Raw genomic sequence first — 18,405 nt, 5'->3', positions numbered from 1 at the left:
GAACAAAATTCGCTCAAGACAACGAGCGAATAGTAAAATTAAACTGGCATAGAATACACCTTTCGGCCAATAAAATAAATTCTCAAGTTTAAAAAATGCGACATCCATCAAAATTTTTTGAAGATTTAAAGAAATTTTATAAAAAGCATAAATTTTATTGATTAAATCTAGCTTAAATTATATGTGAAATTTATACATAAAATGTAAAAAGCACTGATTTATGTTATGGTTAGCACAATTTTAACAATTTAAAAGTAGAGTAGTGATGAGTCTTTTGAAATTATTAAAAAATGGACAGCATTATTTAAAAAGCTGGCCATTAGAAATAAAACTGGGGGCAATTTTTCCGGAAAATCGGGTGATTAAAACGACAATCTTCGCCCAAAGATTTATGCCGTTTTTGGCCGTATTTTCCATTGTGTGGCAACAATTTTATGCAAGAAGTGATTATATGGCTTTGGCGGTTGCCGTACTGACGGCGTTGTTTGCCTTATGTTTACCATTACAGGGGCTATATTGGTTGGGTAAACGGGCACAGCGCAAATTGCCGTCACAAAGTGCGGTCGCTTTTTGGCATGTTTTTGAATTGCTCAAAGAGAAAAATGAATCCTTACCAAATTTCCCGCAAGATCCGACTTATCAAGATTTAGCCGCATTATTGAATATTGCGCAGAAAAAATTGGATCCGAATTTTTGGCAAGAGCTATAAAGTTCATGAATCATCTCACATTTTTCTATATTCAAATAAGTAAGAGTGATATAGTAGCGCTCTTTTTTTTGGCATTTGCTGAGGGCATTTTTTAGCATATAAATTATTACGCAAACGTTTTCGTTTTTTGCTAGAATAGCGCCCATTGCAAATGAAAATGACTTTTTCAACGCACAGAGATGATTTAATGATTGATTATATTATTGTCGGCATTATTGTTTTTTCCATTATTGTCAGTTTATTACGCGGATTTGTTCGCGAAGTGATGTCACTTGCCAGTTGGATTGTGGCATTTTTGATCGCAAGCAATTTTTATATGTATCTTGCCGGTCTTCTAACCTCCATCGAATCCTTATATATCCGTAACGGCACCGCCATCGCTATTTTATTCGTTTTATCGTTAATTGTTGGCGCGATTGTGAATTATGTGATCGGGCAATTAGTGGATCGTACCGGATTGAGCGGTACTGACCGCGTGCTTGGTGCCTGTTTTGGTTTCTTGCGCGGGGTATTAATTGTTGCCGCCATCTTATTTTTCTTGGATACGTTCACCGGTTCGAACCAAACCGATTGGTGGAAAGAATCAAAATTAATACCGCACTTTCGTTTTGTGGTGGATTGGTTCTTCCAACAGTTACAAGCCAATTCCAGTTTCTTAAATTCAACTTTTAATTCGGCATTGAATCCGGAGCAAGTTGCTGCACCGGTTTCAACGCCACCTGCTAATCCAACACCAAGCCAATAGAGAGGAACAACGCGAATGTGTGGTATTGTCGGCATTGTTAGCCAAAGCCCTGTGAATCAATCAATTTATGATGCCTTAACCGTATTGCAACATCGAGGTCAAGATGCGGCAGGGATAGTGACAATTGACGATGAAAACCGCTTTCGTTTGCGTAAGGCAAATGGTTTGGTCAGTGATGTGTTTCAACATGAGCATATGTTACGTTTGGCGGGGAATACCGGAATCGGTCACGTGCGTTACCCTACCGCAGGCAGTTCCAGCGTATCTGAAGCGCAACCCTTTTATGTGAACTCGCCTTATGGATTAACGTTGGTGCATAACGGCAACTTGACCAATTCCACCGAATTGAAAGAAAAGCTGTTTAATCTTGCCCGTCGCCACGTTAATACCAATTCCGATTCCGAGCTTTTACTTAACATTCTTGCCTACCACTTCGACCAACCACAAAAATACGTTTTAGAACCACAGGATATTTTCAACGCCGTCAAATTAACCCATCAAGATATTCGCGGGGCTTATGCTTGTATCGCGATGATTATCGATCATGGTATGGTGGCATTTCGCGATCCTCATGGTATTCGTCCGTTAGTGTTGGGCAAACGTGAAGAACAGGGCAAAACCGAGTATATGTTTGCTTCGGAAAGCGTGGCGTTAGACGTGGTGGGATTTGAGTTCGTACGTGATGTGGAACCGGGTGAAGCGATTTATATTACATTCGACGGTAAATTGTATGCTCAGCAATGCGCCGAAAATCCGGTATTGACCCCTTGTATTTTTGAATATGTCTATTTTGCCCGTCCGGATTCCTGCATTGACGGCGTTTCTGTGTATGCCGCGCGCGTTCACATGGGACAGCGTTTGGGCGAAAAAATTGCCCGTGAATGGCAAGACATGGATATTGATGTGGTCATTCCGGTGCCGGAAACTTCTAATGATATTGCGCTTCGTATCGCTAACGTATTGAATAAACCTTATCGTCAAGGGTTTGTGAAAAACCGCTATGTAGGACGCACTTTCATTATGCCGGGGCAAGCACAACGTGTCAGTTCCGTGCGTCGTAAATTAAATACAATTGCCTCTGAATTCAAAGGCAAAAATGTCTTGTTGGTGGACGATTCTATCGTGCGTGGAACCACGTCTGAACAAATCGTGGATATGGCACGTACTGCCGGGGCAAAAAAAGTGTATTTTGCTTCTGCCGCGCCGGAAATTCGTTACCCGAACGTGTACGGTATCGATATGCCGACCAGTAGCGAATTAATCGCTTTCGGTCGTGATACGGACGAAGTGGCGAAACTTATCGGTGTGGACAAATTAATCTTCCAGGATCTTGCTGATTTAACAGGCGCCGTGCAGCAAGAAAATCCATCCATTAAAGAATTTGATTGCTCCGTCTTTACCGGTTGTTATGTCACCGGCGACATCAGTGAGGATTATTTAGAACAAATCGCCGTGCAGCGCAACGATACTGCCAAGAAAAAACGTGAGAAAGATTCTTCCAATCTTGAAATGTACAATGAAAGATAAAAAACAATTAGTGATTGGCATAACCGGTGCATCAGGCGCCGTTTATGCCATTCGTTTATTAGAGCTACTGAAAGCTCATCCGCTGGTGGAAACCCACCTAATTATCAGTCAAGCGGCAAAACAAACCATCAGCGCAGAAACTAATTACAGCTTGTCGCAAGTGCGAGAATTTGCTGATCATGATTATGATGTACGTGACATCGGCGCGGCGGTTTCTTCCGGTTCTTTTCGTATTAGCGGAATGGTTGTTTTGCCTTGCTCCATCAAAACCTTATCGGGCATTGCCAACTGTTATGCCGATGATCTCATCACCCGTGCAGCTGATGTGTGCTTGAAAGAATACAAACCTCTGATCTTATGTGTACGGGAAACGCCGTTGCATTTAGGACACTTGCGATTAATGACCCAGGCCGCTGAAATCGGTGCCCGCATCGTGCCGCTCATGCCTGCGTTTTATCACCGTCCGCAAACGGTGGACGACATCATTAATCAAGGGGTAAATCGTTTGTTGGATCAGTTGGATATTTCTTTGGAACAAGATTTATTTGAGCGTTGGCAGGGAAATAAATAGTCAAAAGTGCGGTGGGTTTTTAAAATGTTTTTCAAAACCCACCGCACTTTTTCATTATGAATCCTTACGATATCAATTGAACGACAAATTTATCAGGTGCGAGGATTATATCTTTATCGACAACAGACAACATATTACCAAAAACAACCTTGCCCGTTTTCTCTAACGTCATCGGTGTATCCGTGCTGTTATAGCTTGCAACAAGCTCGGAACCATGTTGTTTTAGGTTCACTTGTAAAAGCTGATTATCCAGAACCTGAATCTGCCGTTCACCGTAAATAATGTGTTCCTGATACGCCTTCCTGAAGGCAATAAGTTCCTTCATAAATTCCAGCATATTTTGATCTTGTAGCTGTTTATCCCAAGGCATCACACGCCGACAATCGGGATCGCTACTACCAGCCATACCCACTTCCGTGCCGTAATAAATGCAAGGTGTGCCACAGTATAAATACATAAAAGCCAGCGCCGATTTCACGGCATTTTTATTGCCTTTTGCCACGGTGAGAATGCGTTCGGTATCGTGGGAGTCCAGCATATTGAACATCACTTCGTTGGTTTGTTGGCGATAAAACATCGCTTGGCTATTAAGGCGATGTTGCAAGGTTTGCGCCAAAATGGTCTTGCTTAAAAAATAGTCTTTAATGCTGTTTGCCAGTGGATAATTCATCACGCCGTGAAATTCGTCGCCGTTCAGCCAAGGACGCGCGCTGTGCCAGATTTCCCCCAGAATATAAATATCCGGTTTAATCGCTGTCACCGTTTTGTGGAATTCTTTCCAGAATTGGTGATCGATTTCGTTTGCTACGTCCAAACGCCAAGCATCAATGTCAAATTCTTTGATCCAGTAAGCGGCGATGTCCAACAGATATTGTTTTACCTGCGGATTCGCTGTGTTGAGCTTAGGCATTTTCGGGCGGAATGCAAAGGTATCGTAATTCAGTCGAAGATGAATGTCAGGTGTCCATTTGGTTTCGGTATTGACAGGAAAATGATGAATGTGGAACCAATCACGATAAACGGATTGTTCACCATTTTTAATCACATCCTGCCATTGCGGAGAATGGTTTCCGATATGATTAAACACCGCGTCCAACATCACTTTCATACCACGGTGATGAGCTTCCTGCACGAGTTTGCGGAAAACGGCTTTATCGCCGAAATGGCGGTCGATTTCAAAGTAATTGATGGTGTCATATTTATGATTACTTGGCGCTTCAAAAATCGGACAGAAGTACAGCCCGTTAATCCCTAATTCTGCCAAGTAATCCAATTTATCCAACACACCGTATAAATCGCCCCCGAAAAAATCTTCATTTGCCGGTGCTGTGTTGGCATTCCAAGGCAAACTGCCAACGGGTGAAATATTTGGATTGCCGTTGGCAAAGCGTTCCGGAAAAATCTGATACCAACAGGTTTCTTTGACCCAAGCCGGCACTTTTACCCGATCGCTGTCATGTAAATAAGGAATGCGAAAGCCGTTGAGCAACACGCTATATTGCTGTGGCAGGTTTTCCACCACGCCTAAATCACCAAACAGCACATTTTCACCGTCTTTACCGATCACTTCAAATAAGTACAGCAGCCGACGGTAATCCACCTGTACCTTTGCCAGCCAATAATCATGCAGATCATCGGCGGCGACTTTACGCATTAACACACGATACTGGTATTTCCCCGAATCTTCAAAGATCGTGCTGTCACCGTAATGTAACCACACTTGATCTACATCGTCTTTCTTGCTGCGGAATCGAATGTGAATTTCATTCGCCGTGTAAAGATAGGCGTATTCCGATTCCGCGCGATGATACAGCGCTGCTTTTTCCATGAAAGTGACCTTTAAATTTACCTGATTTTTTGACCGCACTTTTTGTCAGAACCATTTACCCTTTACGTTTCGCTTTCACTTCTTTTAACAACGTTTGAATGTCTTTATCGGCAAAAATGGCATCGATATTTTGCGTTAAACGGCGGCGCCAGTTAGCGTATTCCATGCTGGTGCCAGGAATGTTGACCGGCTCGGTCATATCCAGCCAGTCTTCCGGTTGGAAACCAAAGAGGGCGCTGCTGACATCGGCGACATAAGTTTGCAATTGATGGGTAAATTTTTTCGTAACGGCAGAAGACAAAGTTTCATCAATGCCTTTATCCACTGTAATGCCATTTTCGCTAAGGCGCGCCAAGATTTTTTCTTTGGCATCAATTCTACTATGTCGCAATATTTGCAAGATTTTCGGATTCGGATACACGCCGTATTTTTGTCCCAATTCAAAATCATAACCGCGCCAATAACCGTTAATGGTTGGCAAATCATGAGTACTTAACGTGGTCATCGCCTGATACGGGTATGCTTGCAGATGGCGGCTTTGTCCTTGTTGATCGAATTCAAAGTAGAAAATTTTATAAGACAAAATGCCTGCATTTTTGAGTTTGCTGACGATCTCTTTAGGTACTGTGCCTAAATCTTCACCGATAATCAAACAGCGGTGGCGTTGGCTTTCTAAAGCCAAAATCGCAATTAAATCGTCCACCGGATAACGCACATAAGCCCCGTTTGCCGGGCAATCGCCTTTTGGAATCCACCAGAGACGCAACAACGACATAATATGATCGATACGTAATGCGCCGCAGTGTTTCATGTTGGCGCGAATCAAATCAATGAACGGTTGGTATGCGCGCTGTTTGAGTATATGAGGATTCATCGGGGTTAAGCCCCAATTTTGACCTTGCGGACCGAGAATATCCGGTGGCGCCCCCACAGAAGCGCGCAGACAATACAGTTCTTTATCATTCCAGGTTTCCGAACCGCTACCGGTGACGCCAACCGCCAAGTCACGATACATACCAATCGTCATTTGCTGTGCTTTGCATAAGGCATTGCATTCGGCAAGTTGTCGGTCGGCACAGAATTGCAACCATGCGTAGAATTCGATTTCTTCGCCATATTGATGGCGGAATTGGGCGACCGTTTCGGAATGATAGTCGCGGAACTGCGGTGCCCAAAAATCCCAACCCCATTGTTCCGCATAGCGGCTACTTAAATGGGCGTGTAATGCATCGAAGGTGGCTTGCACCTGCAAACTTTCGCCGCCGTCGCGTACGAAATCGGCAAAGGCTTGTTGTGAAAGTGCGGTCGAATTTTGCTTAAATTCGTCAAACGCAAAACGCAATCCTTTCAGTTTTAACGGAAGCACTTTTCCATAATTCACCCATTCGGCGGCACGCAAATCACTTAATTGTTGTTGCACTTCCGCGGAAGCAAACCATTTTTGTGCACTGTCGCTTTGTTGAAATTCGGGTAATTGATTCACATCAATGTAAATCACATTCAGCCATTTGCGCGAAGAGGGACTGTATGGACTGGCACCGTCAGGATTTGCCGGGAAGAGCGCATGAATTGGATTTAAACCTAAAAAATCCGCTTGATAAGGCGCTAATTCCTGCAGAAATTGTTTGAGATCACCAAAATCACCCACGCCCCAGTTTTGCGCCGATTTCAAGGTGTAAAGCTGAATAAAGGAACCCCACAACTTTTTGCCTTGTTTTAATTCTTGTGGCTGATAACAACGTTGCGGTGCCACAATAATGCGACATTCCACGGTTTTTTTATGACCGAAAAGAGTTAAATCATGATAGCCGAGCGGTAAATCCCGTGGCAGTTCAATATGATTTTTCTTTACTCTGCCTTCAAGAATCTCTTCGGAATTTTCCAAACGCAGTTGCCATTTCCCTAACCATGGATGTTTTTTATCGGAGGTCGTTAACGGCAAAAAGTGCGGTTGATTTTGATAGAGAATTTTCACCGGCGGCAATGGGTTAGTGCGGCTGCGGAGGTGACCGTCAAAGGTTGCCAATAAGGCTTGCTTAATGTGTAACGGCGCACGTATTTTTGAACCGCGCTCATCAAAAAAATAAGGCATGATGCCTGCTTGGTCGAAGGATTTTTCTTTGATAGACATAAGGATTCCTAAAGGATTTTCTTATTTTTCGGCTGGTCGGTGGTGCGCATCTTCCGATACGTACCGCTTATTATTTAGCTGAAGGCACGCGTCAGAAGACGCGCGCCATCAATTATCATCAATGCACTAAAAAGTGCGGTTACTTTTTCAGCCAAATTCGTTGTTGATAGTCACGAATTGAGCGGTCTGAACTGAACGTGCCAAGGCGTGCGGTATTTAAAATTGCACTGCGTAACCAAGCGTCCTGATTCAAATAGGCTTCGCCGACTTTTTGTTGTGCTTTCACATAGCTGTCGAAATCTGCTAACACGAGGAACGGGTCGTGTTTTAACAAGCTATCCAACATCAGTTTGAACATGTGTTTGTCGCCGTGGCAAACTTTGCCTTTGGTTAAGAAATCCATAGCTCCTTTCAACACAGGATCACGTTTGTAGTAATCACGCGGTTTGTAGCCTTTTGCCAATAATTTACGCACGCTTTCTACGGTATGACCGAAAATAAACACGTTTTCTTCGCCCACCATCTCGGCAATTTCTACGTTAGCGCCGTCCAACGTACCTAGTGTCAAAGCACCGTTTAAGGCTAACTTCATGTTACCGGTACCGGAGGCTTCTTTCCCCGCCATGGAAATTTGCTCGGATACATCTGCCGCCGGAATGATTTTTTCTGCCAAGCTGACGCGATAATCCGGCAAGAATGCCACTTGCAGGCGATCTTTCATGGCTTTGTCGTTATTGATCACATCCGCCACGTTGTTGATGGCGTGAATGATGTTTTTCGCCAAATAATAACCTGGTGCCGCTTTGCCTGCAAAAACAAACACGCGCGGCGTGTAATCCTGATTCGGATTGGCTTTCAATGATTGGTACGTGGCGATAATGTTCAACAGGTTCAAATGTTGACGTTTATATTCGTGGAAACGTTTAATTTGAATGTCGAAAATCGCATCGGTATTGACGGTGAAGCCCAAGGTGCGTTGAATTTCATCGGCTAACACTACCTTGTTGTGATGTTTAATGGCACGATATTCTTCACGGAACGCGGCATCATCCACAAATTTTTCCACGCCTTTGAGCAATTCCAGATCTTTCGTCCAGTCTTTTTTCAGGGTTTTATCCAACAATGCGCTTAATTTCGGGTTAGCTTGTTGGATCCAGCGGCGTGGTGTAATACCGTTGGTTACGTTGCAGAATTTGGTTGGGAATAGTTTGTGGTATTCCGGGAATAAATCGCTGACCACTAAGTCCGAGTGGATTTGCGCGACGCCATTAACTTTGAAGCAAGTCACCACGCATAGATTCGCCATGCGCACACGATAATCGAATAGAATCGCCAGTTTTTCCCAAACTTTCGGATTTGCGCCGAATTCTGACCGCACTTTTTCGTGGAAGATGTTGTTAATTTTTTCCACGATTTGGAAATGGCGTGGTAATAATTGTTTAAATAGACGTTGATCCCATTGTTCTAAGGCTTCTGGCAATAAGGTGTGATTGGTATAAGCGAACGTATGGGAGCAAATTTCCCAGGCTTCCTCCCAGCTCAGATCATGTTCGTCTAACAACACGCGCATTAATTCCGGAATAGCCAGCGTTGGGTGGGTGTCGTTTAACTGAATGACTTGATATTTTGCAAAGTCTTTCAAGGCGTGACCTTCGGCAAAATGGCGTGCCAAAATGTCAGCGACGGAGCAGGCACAATGGAAATATTGCTGCATTAAGCGCAATTTTTGTCCGGCTTTGTGGTTGTCGTTCGGGTATAACACTTGGGTAAGTGCGGTGGCATTGACAATTGTTTTATCCGCGTTGAGGAATTTTCCATCGTTAAATAACGCTAAATCGAAAGATTGCTCGCTGTCCGCCTGCCATAAGCGAAGCGGTTGGATAACCTTATTTTTATAACCGACAATCGGCAAGTCAAAGGCTTTGCCTTGGATGGTCAGTTTCGGCTCCCATGCGTATTTATCGCCTTTAATTAGCTTAATTTTACCGCCAAAGCCGATATTTTGCGTTTTGGATGGGTTGTAACGATGCCACGAGTAACTGTTACGCGACCACACATCGGCACATTCTTTTTGCATGCCGTCTTCAAAGGATTGTTTAAATAAACCGTATTGATAGTGTAAGCCATACCCCGTAGCGTTTTGTCCTAGGGTTGCCATGGAGTCTAAGAAACAGGCTGCCAAACGTCCTAGGCCGCCGTTACCTAACGCCGGATCGCGCTCTTGTTCCAACACATCCACTAACGCCACATCATAATTTGCTAAATAAGCTTTGATAGCGTCGTAATAGCCTAAATTCATCAGATTATTGCCTGTGAGTCGGCCGATTAAGAATTCCATGGAAAGATAATTGACATGACGACCGTTTTTTTTCGCGGCAGGTTTGCCATAAGCCAATTCAAGCGTACCTTCGGCGATGACGCGATACCACTGTTCTAATGTGAATTGTTTAGGGGATTGTACGTCAAAATAACGGCAATATTTTTGTGCGATGTTGTCAAATGCTTTGTCATTTATGCTTTGTTGCGGCATAACGCGGCTCCTAATTGGGGTAATGTAAATTTCTGCGTTTTATTATGTTTAATCAAAGCAAAAGGAAATCCTCCTTGTTATAATCTTTGCGGTATGACAACAAGGAAGGAATCGGACATGATGGGGAGGATAGGTCATCCCCCCGGACTTCGCGTTTAGACAAGACAGTAGAAAATCGTTATGTTAATCCCATCAAAATTAATCTGTTCTTATCGTTTACAAAATAGTATTCATCGTGAACAACTCACACAACTACTTGATAAAGCTTATCTTTACCCGTTAGTTCTCGTTAATGCGCCCGCCGGTTATGGCAAAACAATGTTAGTGTCACAATGGGCTACCGAACAACAGAATGTCGGTTGGTATTCATTGGATGAAGGTGACAATAAAACCGAGCGTTTTGCCGCTTATTTCGGTGCAGCGTTGTATCAGGCTATTGGTATCAAGCCATCTTTAGCAGGTGAAGAGGCGTTTAATCAGCCGAATCTATTGTCTTCATTTAATCAGCTATTAATGAAAGCCTCTGCCTGCAAGGCGCGTTTTTATATGGTGATTGACGATTATCACTTAATTGATAACGAAGAAATTCACGAAGCACTACGTTATTGGATTCGTCATCAACCGACAAACATGACGTTGATTTTAATCTCCCGCGCCATTCCACCATTAGGCATCGCCGGCTTACGGGTGCAGGAACAATTGTTGGAAATTGATGTACAACAACTGCCGTTTAACCATCAGGAGTCATTAGCATTTTTCCGCTCTCGTTTTGGTGATGAATTGCAGGAGAATGAAATTATTGCTTTGTGTGACGAAGTGGAAGGATGGCCAACCGCACTTCAACTGATTAGTTTATCCGCCAAGCAGGCAAAACTCGGTTCAAGCGGTGTTTCGCCGTTATTAGGCATGGAAAAACGACTGGCGAAATTAAATAATTTTCATATCAACGAATATTTGAATGATGAAGTGCTAAATCATGTGGATGAAGAAACCCGCACATTCGTGTTGCAATGTTCCATTTTACGTTCCATGAATGAAAACTTAGTAAAACAGGTGACAGGGTTTGCTAATAGCCGACGTAAATTGGAAGAGTTAGAAAAGCAAGGGTTGTTCATTCAACAAATGGATTCGGAAGATAATTGGTGGCGTTTTCATCCGTTGTTTGCCTCTTTCCTTTCCCATTGCTGTGAAATTGAATTAAGCGAACAACTGGAAGAGTTGCATCGTCGTGCCGCTGAAGCATGGCTCAAACTGGGGTATCTAACAGAAGCGCTATATCACGCCATGCAATTAACAGATATGACAACGTTATTAACGATTTTGCAAGAACATGCATGGCGATTGTTCCACCAAGGCGAATTGAAATTATTGGAAGAAAGCCTAAATCGAATTGACTACCCGAATTTAATCCAAAAACCGGATTTGGTTCTATTAAAAGCATGGTTAGTGCAAAGTCAACATCGTCATACGGAAGTTGGAGGAATTTATAGTCAGTTCAAACAGGCATTGGCTGAAAACAACATTCAACTGAGCAAAGAAAACCAAGCGGAATTCGATGTATTGCGGGCGCAGGTGGCGATTAATGCAGGTGATGAAAACACCGCACTTTCCCTTGCGTTAAAAGCCTTAACAGATTTACCGGAAAATTATTCTTACGCCCGTATTGTGGCTACCTCTATTATCGGTGAGGCTTATCATTGTCATGGTAACCTCGAACAGGCCTTAGCCATGTTGCAACGCGCGGAACGCATGGCACGTCAACACCATACTTATCACAGCATCCTTTGGTCATTGTTACAACAATCAGAAATCCTGATGGCACAGGGCTTCCTACAAGCGGCTTATGATATGTTGGATAAAGCGAATTTATTCGTGAAAGAAAATCATCTGCAAAAAGTGCCGATGTATGAATTCCTGCTTCGTTTAAAAGGTCGCATTTTATGGGAATGGTATAACCTAGACAAAGCCGAAGCTATGGCAAATGCCGGTATGGAAGTTTTAACTCAGGCAGAAGACCGCTTACAGTGCATTGCGTTGTTAAGTAAAATTTCCTTGGTGCGGGGCGATTTGGATAATGCCGCGCGTTTATTGCGCGAGGCGGAACAATTGGAAACCATCCGAAGTCACCACTATGATTGGCAAGCCAATGTAGATCAAGCCAAGTTATTTTTATGGCAAATGACCAATGACGTAGAATCAGCTCGTGCTTGGTTGATTCAAAGCCAACGGCCCACAACGGATCGCAATCATTTTACCCAAGTACAATGGCGCAATATTGTTCGTGCACAAATTTTGTTGGGGCAATTTGAAGAGGCCAAACAAATTCTAGATAAACTTATTGCTACCGCAGAAGAATTTCATTTAACCGGTGATTTAAACCGCGCGCTCATTTTGCGTAACCGTTGGTATTTCTTGCAAAACCAAAAAGACTTAGCACAAAAAGATTTAATTGATGCTCTGAAACTGGCAAGACAAACCAATTTTATTAGTGCTTTTGTCATTGAAGGGGAAACCATGGCGCAACAAATCCGCCAATTATTGCAGTTAAATGTGTTAGATGAATTGGCATTACATAAAGCTCAATTTATTTTGCGCAATATCAACCAATATTACCGCCATAAATTTGCCCATTTTGATGAACAATTCGTTGTTAAATTATTGGCTAATCCACAAGTGCCGGAACTGCTCAAAATCAGCCCGCTGACGCAACGGGAATGGCAGGTGTTAGGCTTGATTTATTCCGGTTACAGCAACGAACAAATCTCCGATGAGCTCCAAGTGGCAACCACTACAATCAAAACCCACATTCGCAACTTATACCAAAAAATCGGCGTCGCAAACCGCAACGAAGCCATCGCCTATACGCGGGATTTGTTGAAGTTGATGGGGTATAGTTAGGTAAAGACAAAGTGCGGTCGAGTTTCAGTTTGTTTTTTTTTAATGTTGAAAATCGACCGCACTTTTTATTGCTATGACTAAAATTTTATTAACCACTTAATGCAGGGGATTTTTCAGTCTCTTCCCAATCCTCGTTAACTTCGTTAATTAAGCCTTCTGAAGCCAGTTGTTCATTAAGTTCTTGTTGTTCTTTGACGGCTTTGGCATAGCGTTGCATTTGTTGTTTGTAAGAAAGCGTATTCCAGAAAGCTTTTTGTTCTGCAATGGCTCGGTCGATTTTCTTCCGACTGGAAATCGGAAAACGAATAAAACTGAAACTATTACAAAAAGCAATAGCAGGACGAAACCATGGTGTGCGATAAAACCGACCAATATGTTTTAAAAACTCAGGGTTTTCTTGAGTAAAGAATTCCCGCATGGCTTTAATCAGATGCATGTTATGCAGAGGATTTTGCAAGGGATAACAACCTAAAAGTTCAGCCTCGGTATATTTCCCTTCTACTACAAGCCCGGTCATCAATAAAGCAAACTGTTTACGGCTACCGAACATATAAAAGCTAAAGCGGTTATATTTCATGCCCATCAACGGGTCGCCTTTATCGGGTACCGGCATTACAAAAATTTTATGAAATGCCTGCATATAAATGACCCGCTTTTTACGGTTAAGTCGAATTGAGCGGTGGCGAGGATAGAAAAAGAGTATAAATACTAAAAATAATGGGATTAGCTCAAAGTAAAACACATGTCTTTTCCAAAAATCTTCTGTGACGTAGGGTTTTCTAAATTCTTCGTAGGGTTGAGGTGGGTATTTTTCAGGATAACGCTGGAAATAAGTTGGATCGTCATCATGTAATCGATACATTTTGTATAGCGTAAAAATCTTTTCATCTGGATTTATAGCCCAAATATAATCATTTTTTATTTCCTTATATACTCCAGATAAGGGAAATTTCCCACTTTGATAATCTAAAAATGAAATTACTAATAAAATACCAATAATTAGAGCTCTAAAAAAGCCTCGTAAATAGCCATCAAAAGTTGAGTTTTTGATTTCTATTTCGTCCTCATTGACTTTTCGAATAGAAAAGCCAAGATCATGGAAAATTTTATTTCGATTCATCATTTTCCTTATTATTTCTGAATCTTATGTTTGTGAATTTAGTATACCTTACAGGATGCTTTCTATTCTAATATTCATAAAAAATAAAAGTGCGGTTGATTTTCCAAATGCACAAAACGCTTGCTGAGCTTGTCGAAGCATTCGTTTTGTGTATCGGAGAAGCTGAAATGACTTACACTTCGACAAGCTCAGTGACCGTCATTTCAGCTTTGTACAACTGCTACATAATTTCGCAAACATTTTAAAAAACATTGAAAAATTTTACCGCACTTTTGTCTTTAACGACTTATTTTGTCTGATTGTCCAACCCTTCCGCCGAGTGTTCTTCGTTAATCAGCTTTTGTTCTTCGGCGATGGATTTAAACCATTTTTGTTTTTGGTTGTTGGTTTTCTTGTTCCAGTCGGCCAGTGCGCTTTCAATCGCTTTATCCGCTTTAGCGCGGTTAAACGGTACGGGAAGGGCGAACGCGTTGCAAAATGGGATGGTGGCAATATAGTGCCATACGCTAAAACGGGGTTTGATGTGTTTTAAAAATTCAGGGTTATCTTCTGTGAGATAAGCCCGAATGGCGTTTAAAATATCAATGCTCTGCTTGGAAGTCACCGACGGATACACGCCTAAATAATGACGGGAGGGAAGCATATTTTTTTCTTCCCGAATGGCCATCACAAAAGAGTATAAACTTTCTCCGCCCAAAGGGTGTGGTCCATAACAGGAATAGACTACGCCGCCCAGCGGGTCACCTTCTTTCGGTACAAAGGCGATGCGGTAGGTCCCGTTTAAAATCGGTGCATAAATAATCTGTTTTTTACGGTTGACCCTGATTCCACGCGGGCGCGGCAGACAGAATAAAAATAGCAGGAATGCCATCCAGATTGGGTGGAAGAAAAATCGAATTCTGTTCCATTTGTGCTTTTCAATGTAGTAATCCATATATTCTTCATATGTTTCTATTTTTTCATTTGGATAATTATTTTTCGTTTCTGGTTTAGTAACCCATTTATAATAATCTTCATATAACGGTTTTACTTTTTCTTCTGGATAAATAGTCCAAATAATATCTTCTTTTATTGCCGCGATTTCATAGGAAAAAGGCGGTTGTTTATATTTGGCATTTTGATACCAACTCATGCAAAAAATACCAATAAATAAGAGCCGAATAAATCCTCGAGGATAGCCATCAAAAAAAGAATTACGAATCTCAATTTCGTCTTCTCCGCATTGACGGATGGAATATTTTAAGGTTTTGTATGCTTTATTTTGATTCATATTGCACTCACTTCATTGGAATGGTGGTTAAGTCGGAACTGATTTTGCCGTCGGAGCCTTGGTAATCGGCAAGATACACTTTCAGGCGAATATTTTTTACCGAACGCGGATCAATTGTCTCCATTTGGGCTTTTTCTTTACGGGTGCCGGTAATCGCCCAAGAGATGCCTTTCCAAGGGGTTGGGAAATAGATTACCGCTTTTCCATTTTCAACAAATTCGATGCGTTCCGGCTGTTGGGTGGAGAGATAAGACACATAAGTAGTTGTTACTGTAATTCGGCTATCCACTCGAATAGATTGTGCCATAGCGTTGTTATTGATTGAGGGGTGCTCAACTAATATGGCATTCGGTGTATTATCGTATTGTGAGAGTTTTATGGTTTCTTTAAAAGCAAAATAACGTTGTAGTTCAATTTCATAATAATGAAATATTTTTGTTGATTCCTGAGATAAAGTTACTGCTTGGGTTGTTTCAATATACTGAAATTTACTTTCATCAAATTGTGCACGAAATGACTTTTTACGTTCAAATTCCCACTCATACCCCCTAATTGGATTGCCCCAATAATTAGGGCTTCCTCCCCAAAAACTATTCTCCATCCAGCTGTCCATATCCTCTTTCGATAAAAGCCCCATAATCGTGCCAAGCACTACTGCCGCCAAGCCAACCCATAACACAACAGGCACGACGGCAGCGGCACCGGTCACCGCAAGGGCGTTTTCAGCCAACAAGCCCAGCACCCCATACGAAGCACCGGCAGCCAGCCCGCCAAAACCGCGCAACATCGCGCCATATTGCCCTAACGCATCATTTTTATAACGCGCTTCATACCAGTTGCCATATTCCACCAGTGAATTTAAGAAAACCAATGCCGAATTCACACTGATGAGTCGGCTTGCAATTTGTCTGATAGTGGACATTTGCGAAAGGGATTGGATTTTAAAATTCATCAATTTGAGATTTTGCCGGTGGGGTTTGCTCCCCGAATTAACGAGGTTGGCTTTCACCGTGCTTTTGCTTTCATCCACTTTCGCCTTAAATTTATCTAAAATCGGTGTGGATTTTGCGCCACCCAAGGCGAGTGCGGCAGCCAAGAACGGGTCATTAGCCAACTGTCCTTCTGCGGTTCGGTATTTTTGAGTATTAAAAAAGCCGATAATCACCTCTAACATTTGCAATTTCACTAACCCGCTTCCCACATGAAAATGGGCATATTCCGATGGTACAGAATGAGAGGTTTTTACAGCATTGAGAATTTCCCCTTTCATGCTGTTAGGCGACGCCACAAATTTATCTGTGTGAGAATACCGCCCGGTGACAGGATTGACTTCATATACCCGCTTCCAATTTACAAAGTGAGTGCCTTGTCCCACTTTTTTAACATTATTTGGATTCGCTAATGCACTGTGTTTACTGATGAGTACCTCTACAACCAAATCATAAGAGGCAATAGCGAAATCACTGCTTTTTGCCAATGTTGTCACCATTTCCAAGGATTTATTCAGCGACTTAACGAGGTTTTGTAGCATTTGAATCGATTCATTACTTGTTTGGAACCCTGCAGCCTCATAGGTCACTCCCATTTCGTTGCCCAAGGCTGCGGTTGACGCATTAAAACCATAAGACGAAATATCCAATCCCCAAAGTAGTCCGTGTGCATATAAATAAAAGGCATTTGCCGCATAAACGGCAGAAGTGTCTTTTTTATCCAGAAGAGAGGTTAATATTTCAAATCGAGCGTGATTTTCATCAATTAATTTAATATGGGTTTCTACAACAGATTTAAAATGCTCACCGTACAATCCCGGAAGATTAGCCATTTTATGAATGGCATTTTCGCCCGGAATATCTTCTAGATTGAGTTCTTGTTTTAACGATGAAAATATATCGTTGTGACTATCTTTTGCCAAATGAATCGATGCGACTTTGGTATATTCTTTATAGGATTGTGCTAAGGTAAGTACCTGCGGGACGGGAGCTTGCATCGGCTTTTTATGGAATTGCTCCCACTCTTTGGCAAAGCCAGTATACCAAGGGTTTTTATTATCAATGACACCCTTAACCGCGCCATGTATATCTTTTTGTTGATTAAAATTGTACAAGATTTTCTCTTGTGCATGGGAATGAATAAAACTTGCCGTTCTAATGGCGTATTCATATTTAGTTAATATTTTTTCCCGTTGTTCGTCTAAATAGCCGTGATAGCACGCCAGATCACGGATTGTGCCGATAGGATCTTCCAGTGCAACAATAACACCGTTGCCGTAGGTAATTCGTTCAGAAACATCTTGCCAATTTTTTAATCTACCGATTGGCGTATAGCGATAGCTATTGGAAACTTGATTTTCCATGGCGAGATCTTTCAACGAAAAATCTGCTACTACATCGGTTAATTGTTCAAGGTCGGTTGCAGCTCCCGATGGTGTCTGAAGATTAATTTCTCTCATCCACGATGCTCTACTATCCGGTGATTTTTCAATTTCTTTTAGCAAACTATAAGGCAACTCAAAATCGGAATACATGATATGGATATTTGATATTGCCGAATTCAATGAGATATATTCCGATAAAATAAATGTGCTTTTTTCGCCTTGTACTGTAACTGCCGCTAGTTCTACTTGTTCCTCGGTAATAAGCTCGTTTTTATCTTCATCAAAATCATTTTGTGAGGCGTCTTCTGGTGTAAATACTTTTTTAGTTTCATTTATCAGATCATAAAAATAAGCTTTATATTTTTGCGAGAATCCTTGATTAATCTCATTATTACGATAATCATAAATATACCAAGCTTGCCCATTTTCCGCTTCACCGGTGATGGAAAAACAATCAGACTCCGCATTCACTGCCAAGATATAGATATATCCATCACGCAAACGGCGCAGATCATAATCATCACCGCCTGTTGGTATGCCTTTTGGCAGAACAGGAGCCGTTCCTTCCGTTCTGATTTTTTCAAACGCCTTATCGGTCAATGTCAATCTTGCCGGGTAAAGTCGAATGTCTTTTTGGCAAGGGGCAACAACTTGTGCCGCCTCATCAGCTCCCGGTTTTTCTAGTTTTTTCTTCTCTGTCAT

11 protein-coding genes are annotated in these 18,405 nt (G+C 42.1%); 5 read left to right on the top strand and 6 right to left on the bottom strand.

The window, feature by feature from the left end; genetic code table 11:
• The first annotated feature begins 265 nt into the window (after positions 1 to 265).
• From yfbV to EL144_RS08595, 4 genes are all read left to right on the top strand, one after another.
• Entirely contained in the window at positions 266 to 709 is a 444-nt protein-coding gene (gene yfbV / locus EL144_RS08610; RefSeq protein WP_005700656.1) for a terminus macrodomain insulation protein YfbV, read from the top strand.
• A 187-nt stretch (positions 710 to 896) separates the two neighbouring features.
• Positions 897 to 1,454: a CvpA family protein gene (locus EL144_RS08605; RefSeq protein WP_005700655.1), complete on the top strand. Its 558-nt coding sequence runs from the start codon at positions 897 to 899 to the stop codon at positions 1,452 to 1,454.
• A 15-nt stretch (positions 1,455 to 1,469) separates the two neighbouring features.
• Positions 1,470 to 2,981 (top strand): amidophosphoribosyltransferase, encoded by a 1,512-nt coding sequence (gene purF / locus EL144_RS08600; RefSeq protein ID WP_005704187.1) that lies wholly within the window; start codon positions 1,470 to 1,472, stop codon positions 2,979 to 2,981.
• The gene (locus EL144_RS08595) at positions 2,971 to 3,552 is read left to right on the top strand and encodes a UbiX family flavin prenyltransferase (protein WP_005704188.1); all 582 of its coding nucleotides are present in this window, start codon (positions 2,971 to 2,973) and stop codon (positions 3,550 to 3,552) included. Before purF ends, EL144_RS08595 begins: the two co-directional genes overlap by 11 nt.
• 64 nt (positions 3,553 to 3,616) lie before the next feature.
• Here EL144_RS08595 and EL144_RS08590 read toward each other — a convergent pair whose 3' ends face one another.
• From EL144_RS08590 to malP, 3 genes are all read right to left on the bottom strand, one after another.
• Entirely contained in the window at positions 3,617 to 5,380 is a 1,764-nt protein-coding gene (locus tag EL144_RS08590; protein ID WP_005704189.1) for a glycoside hydrolase family 13 protein, read from the bottom strand.
• 55 nt (positions 5,381 to 5,435) lie between these two features.
• Positions 5,436 to 7,511, bottom strand: a complete 2,076-nt coding sequence (gene malQ, locus EL144_RS08585; RefSeq protein WP_005704190.1) for a 4-alpha-glucanotransferase — start codon at positions 7,509 to 7,511, stop codon at positions 5,436 to 5,438.
• 139 nt (positions 7,512 to 7,650) lie between these two features.
• On the bottom strand, positions 7,651 to 10,041 hold the full coding sequence (gene malP, locus EL144_RS08580; RefSeq protein WP_005704191.1) for a maltodextrin phosphorylase: 2,391 nt from the start codon (positions 10,039 to 10,041) through the stop codon (positions 7,651 to 7,653).
• Between the two features lie 180 nt (positions 10,042 to 10,221).
• Here malP and malT point away from each other — a divergent pair, with 180 nt between their 5' ends.
• Positions 10,222 to 12,939, top strand: coding sequence for an HTH-type transcriptional regulator MalT (gene malT / locus EL144_RS08575; protein WP_005704192.1), 2,718 nt, complete (start codon positions 10,222 to 10,224; stop codon positions 12,937 to 12,939).
• Between the two features lie 88 nt (positions 12,940 to 13,027).
• Here malT and EL144_RS08570 read toward each other — a convergent pair whose 3' ends face one another.
• From EL144_RS08570 to EL144_RS11405, 3 genes are all read right to left on the bottom strand, one after another.
• The gene (locus EL144_RS08570) at positions 13,028 to 14,059 is read right to left on the bottom strand and encodes a hypothetical protein (protein WP_032995246.1); all 1,032 of its coding nucleotides are present in this window, start codon (positions 14,057 to 14,059) and stop codon (positions 13,028 to 13,030) included.
• A gap of 286 nt (positions 14,060 to 14,345) precedes the next feature.
• Positions 14,346 to 15,329 carry an HMG-box domain-containing protein gene (locus EL144_RS08565; protein WP_005704195.1) on the bottom strand — a complete coding sequence of 328 codons (984 nt, stop codon included), beginning with the start codon at positions 15,327 to 15,329 and terminating at the stop codon, positions 14,346 to 14,348.
• Between the two features lie 7 nt (positions 15,330 to 15,336).
• The gene (locus EL144_RS11405; protein ID WP_005704196.1) at positions 15,337 to 18,405 is read right to left on the bottom strand and encodes a toxin VasX; all 3,069 of its coding nucleotides are present in this window, start codon (positions 18,403 to 18,405) and stop codon (positions 15,337 to 15,339) included.

The organism is Aggregatibacter aphrophilus ATCC 33389 (assembly GCF_900636915.1).
Classification (GTDB): Bacteria; Pseudomonadota; Gammaproteobacteria; order Enterobacterales; family Pasteurellaceae; genus Aggregatibacter; species Aggregatibacter aphrophilus.
Note: the sequence above shows the minus strand (reverse complement) of the source record. Positions and strands in the feature narration are given on the sequence as shown.

Bases quoted from the DNA above. Each gene is read 5' to 3' on its own strand.
- yfbV (WP_005700656.1), top strand. From the start codon at position 266: ATGAGTCTTTTGAAATTATTAAAAAATGGACAGCATTATTTAAAAAGC.
- EL144_RS08605 (WP_005700655.1), top strand. From the start codon at position 897: ATGATTGATTATATTATTGTCGGCATTATTGTTTTTTCCATTATTGTC.
- purF (WP_005704187.1), top strand. From the start codon at position 1,470: ATGTGTGGTATTGTCGGCATTGTTAGCCAAAGCCCTGTGAATCAATCA.
- EL144_RS08595 (WP_005704188.1), top strand. From the start codon at position 2,971: ATGAAAGATAAAAAACAATTAGTGATTGGCATAACCGGTGCATCAGGC.
- EL144_RS08590 (WP_005704189.1), bottom strand. From the start codon at position 5,380: ATGGAAAAAGCAGCGCTGTATCATCGCGCGGAATCGGAATACGCCTAT.
- malQ (WP_005704190.1), bottom strand. From the start codon at position 7,511: ATGTCTATCAAAGAAAAATCCTTCGACCAAGCAGGCATCATGCCTTAT.
- malP (WP_005704191.1), bottom strand. From the start codon at position 10,041: ATGCCGCAACAAAGCATAAATGACAAAGCATTTGACAACATCGCACAA.
- malT (WP_005704192.1), top strand. From the start codon at position 10,222: ATGTTAATCCCATCAAAATTAATCTGTTCTTATCGTTTACAAAATAGT.
- EL144_RS08570 (WP_032995246.1), bottom strand. From the start codon at position 14,059: ATGAATCGAAATAAAATTTTCCATGATCTTGGCTTTTCTATTCGAAAA.
- EL144_RS08565 (WP_005704195.1), bottom strand. From the start codon at position 15,329: ATGAATCAAAATAAAGCATACAAAACCTTAAAATATTCCATCCGTCAA.
- EL144_RS11405 (WP_005704196.1), bottom strand. From the start codon at position 18,405: ATGACAGAGAAGAAAAAACTAGAAAAACCGGGAGCTGATGAGGCGGCA.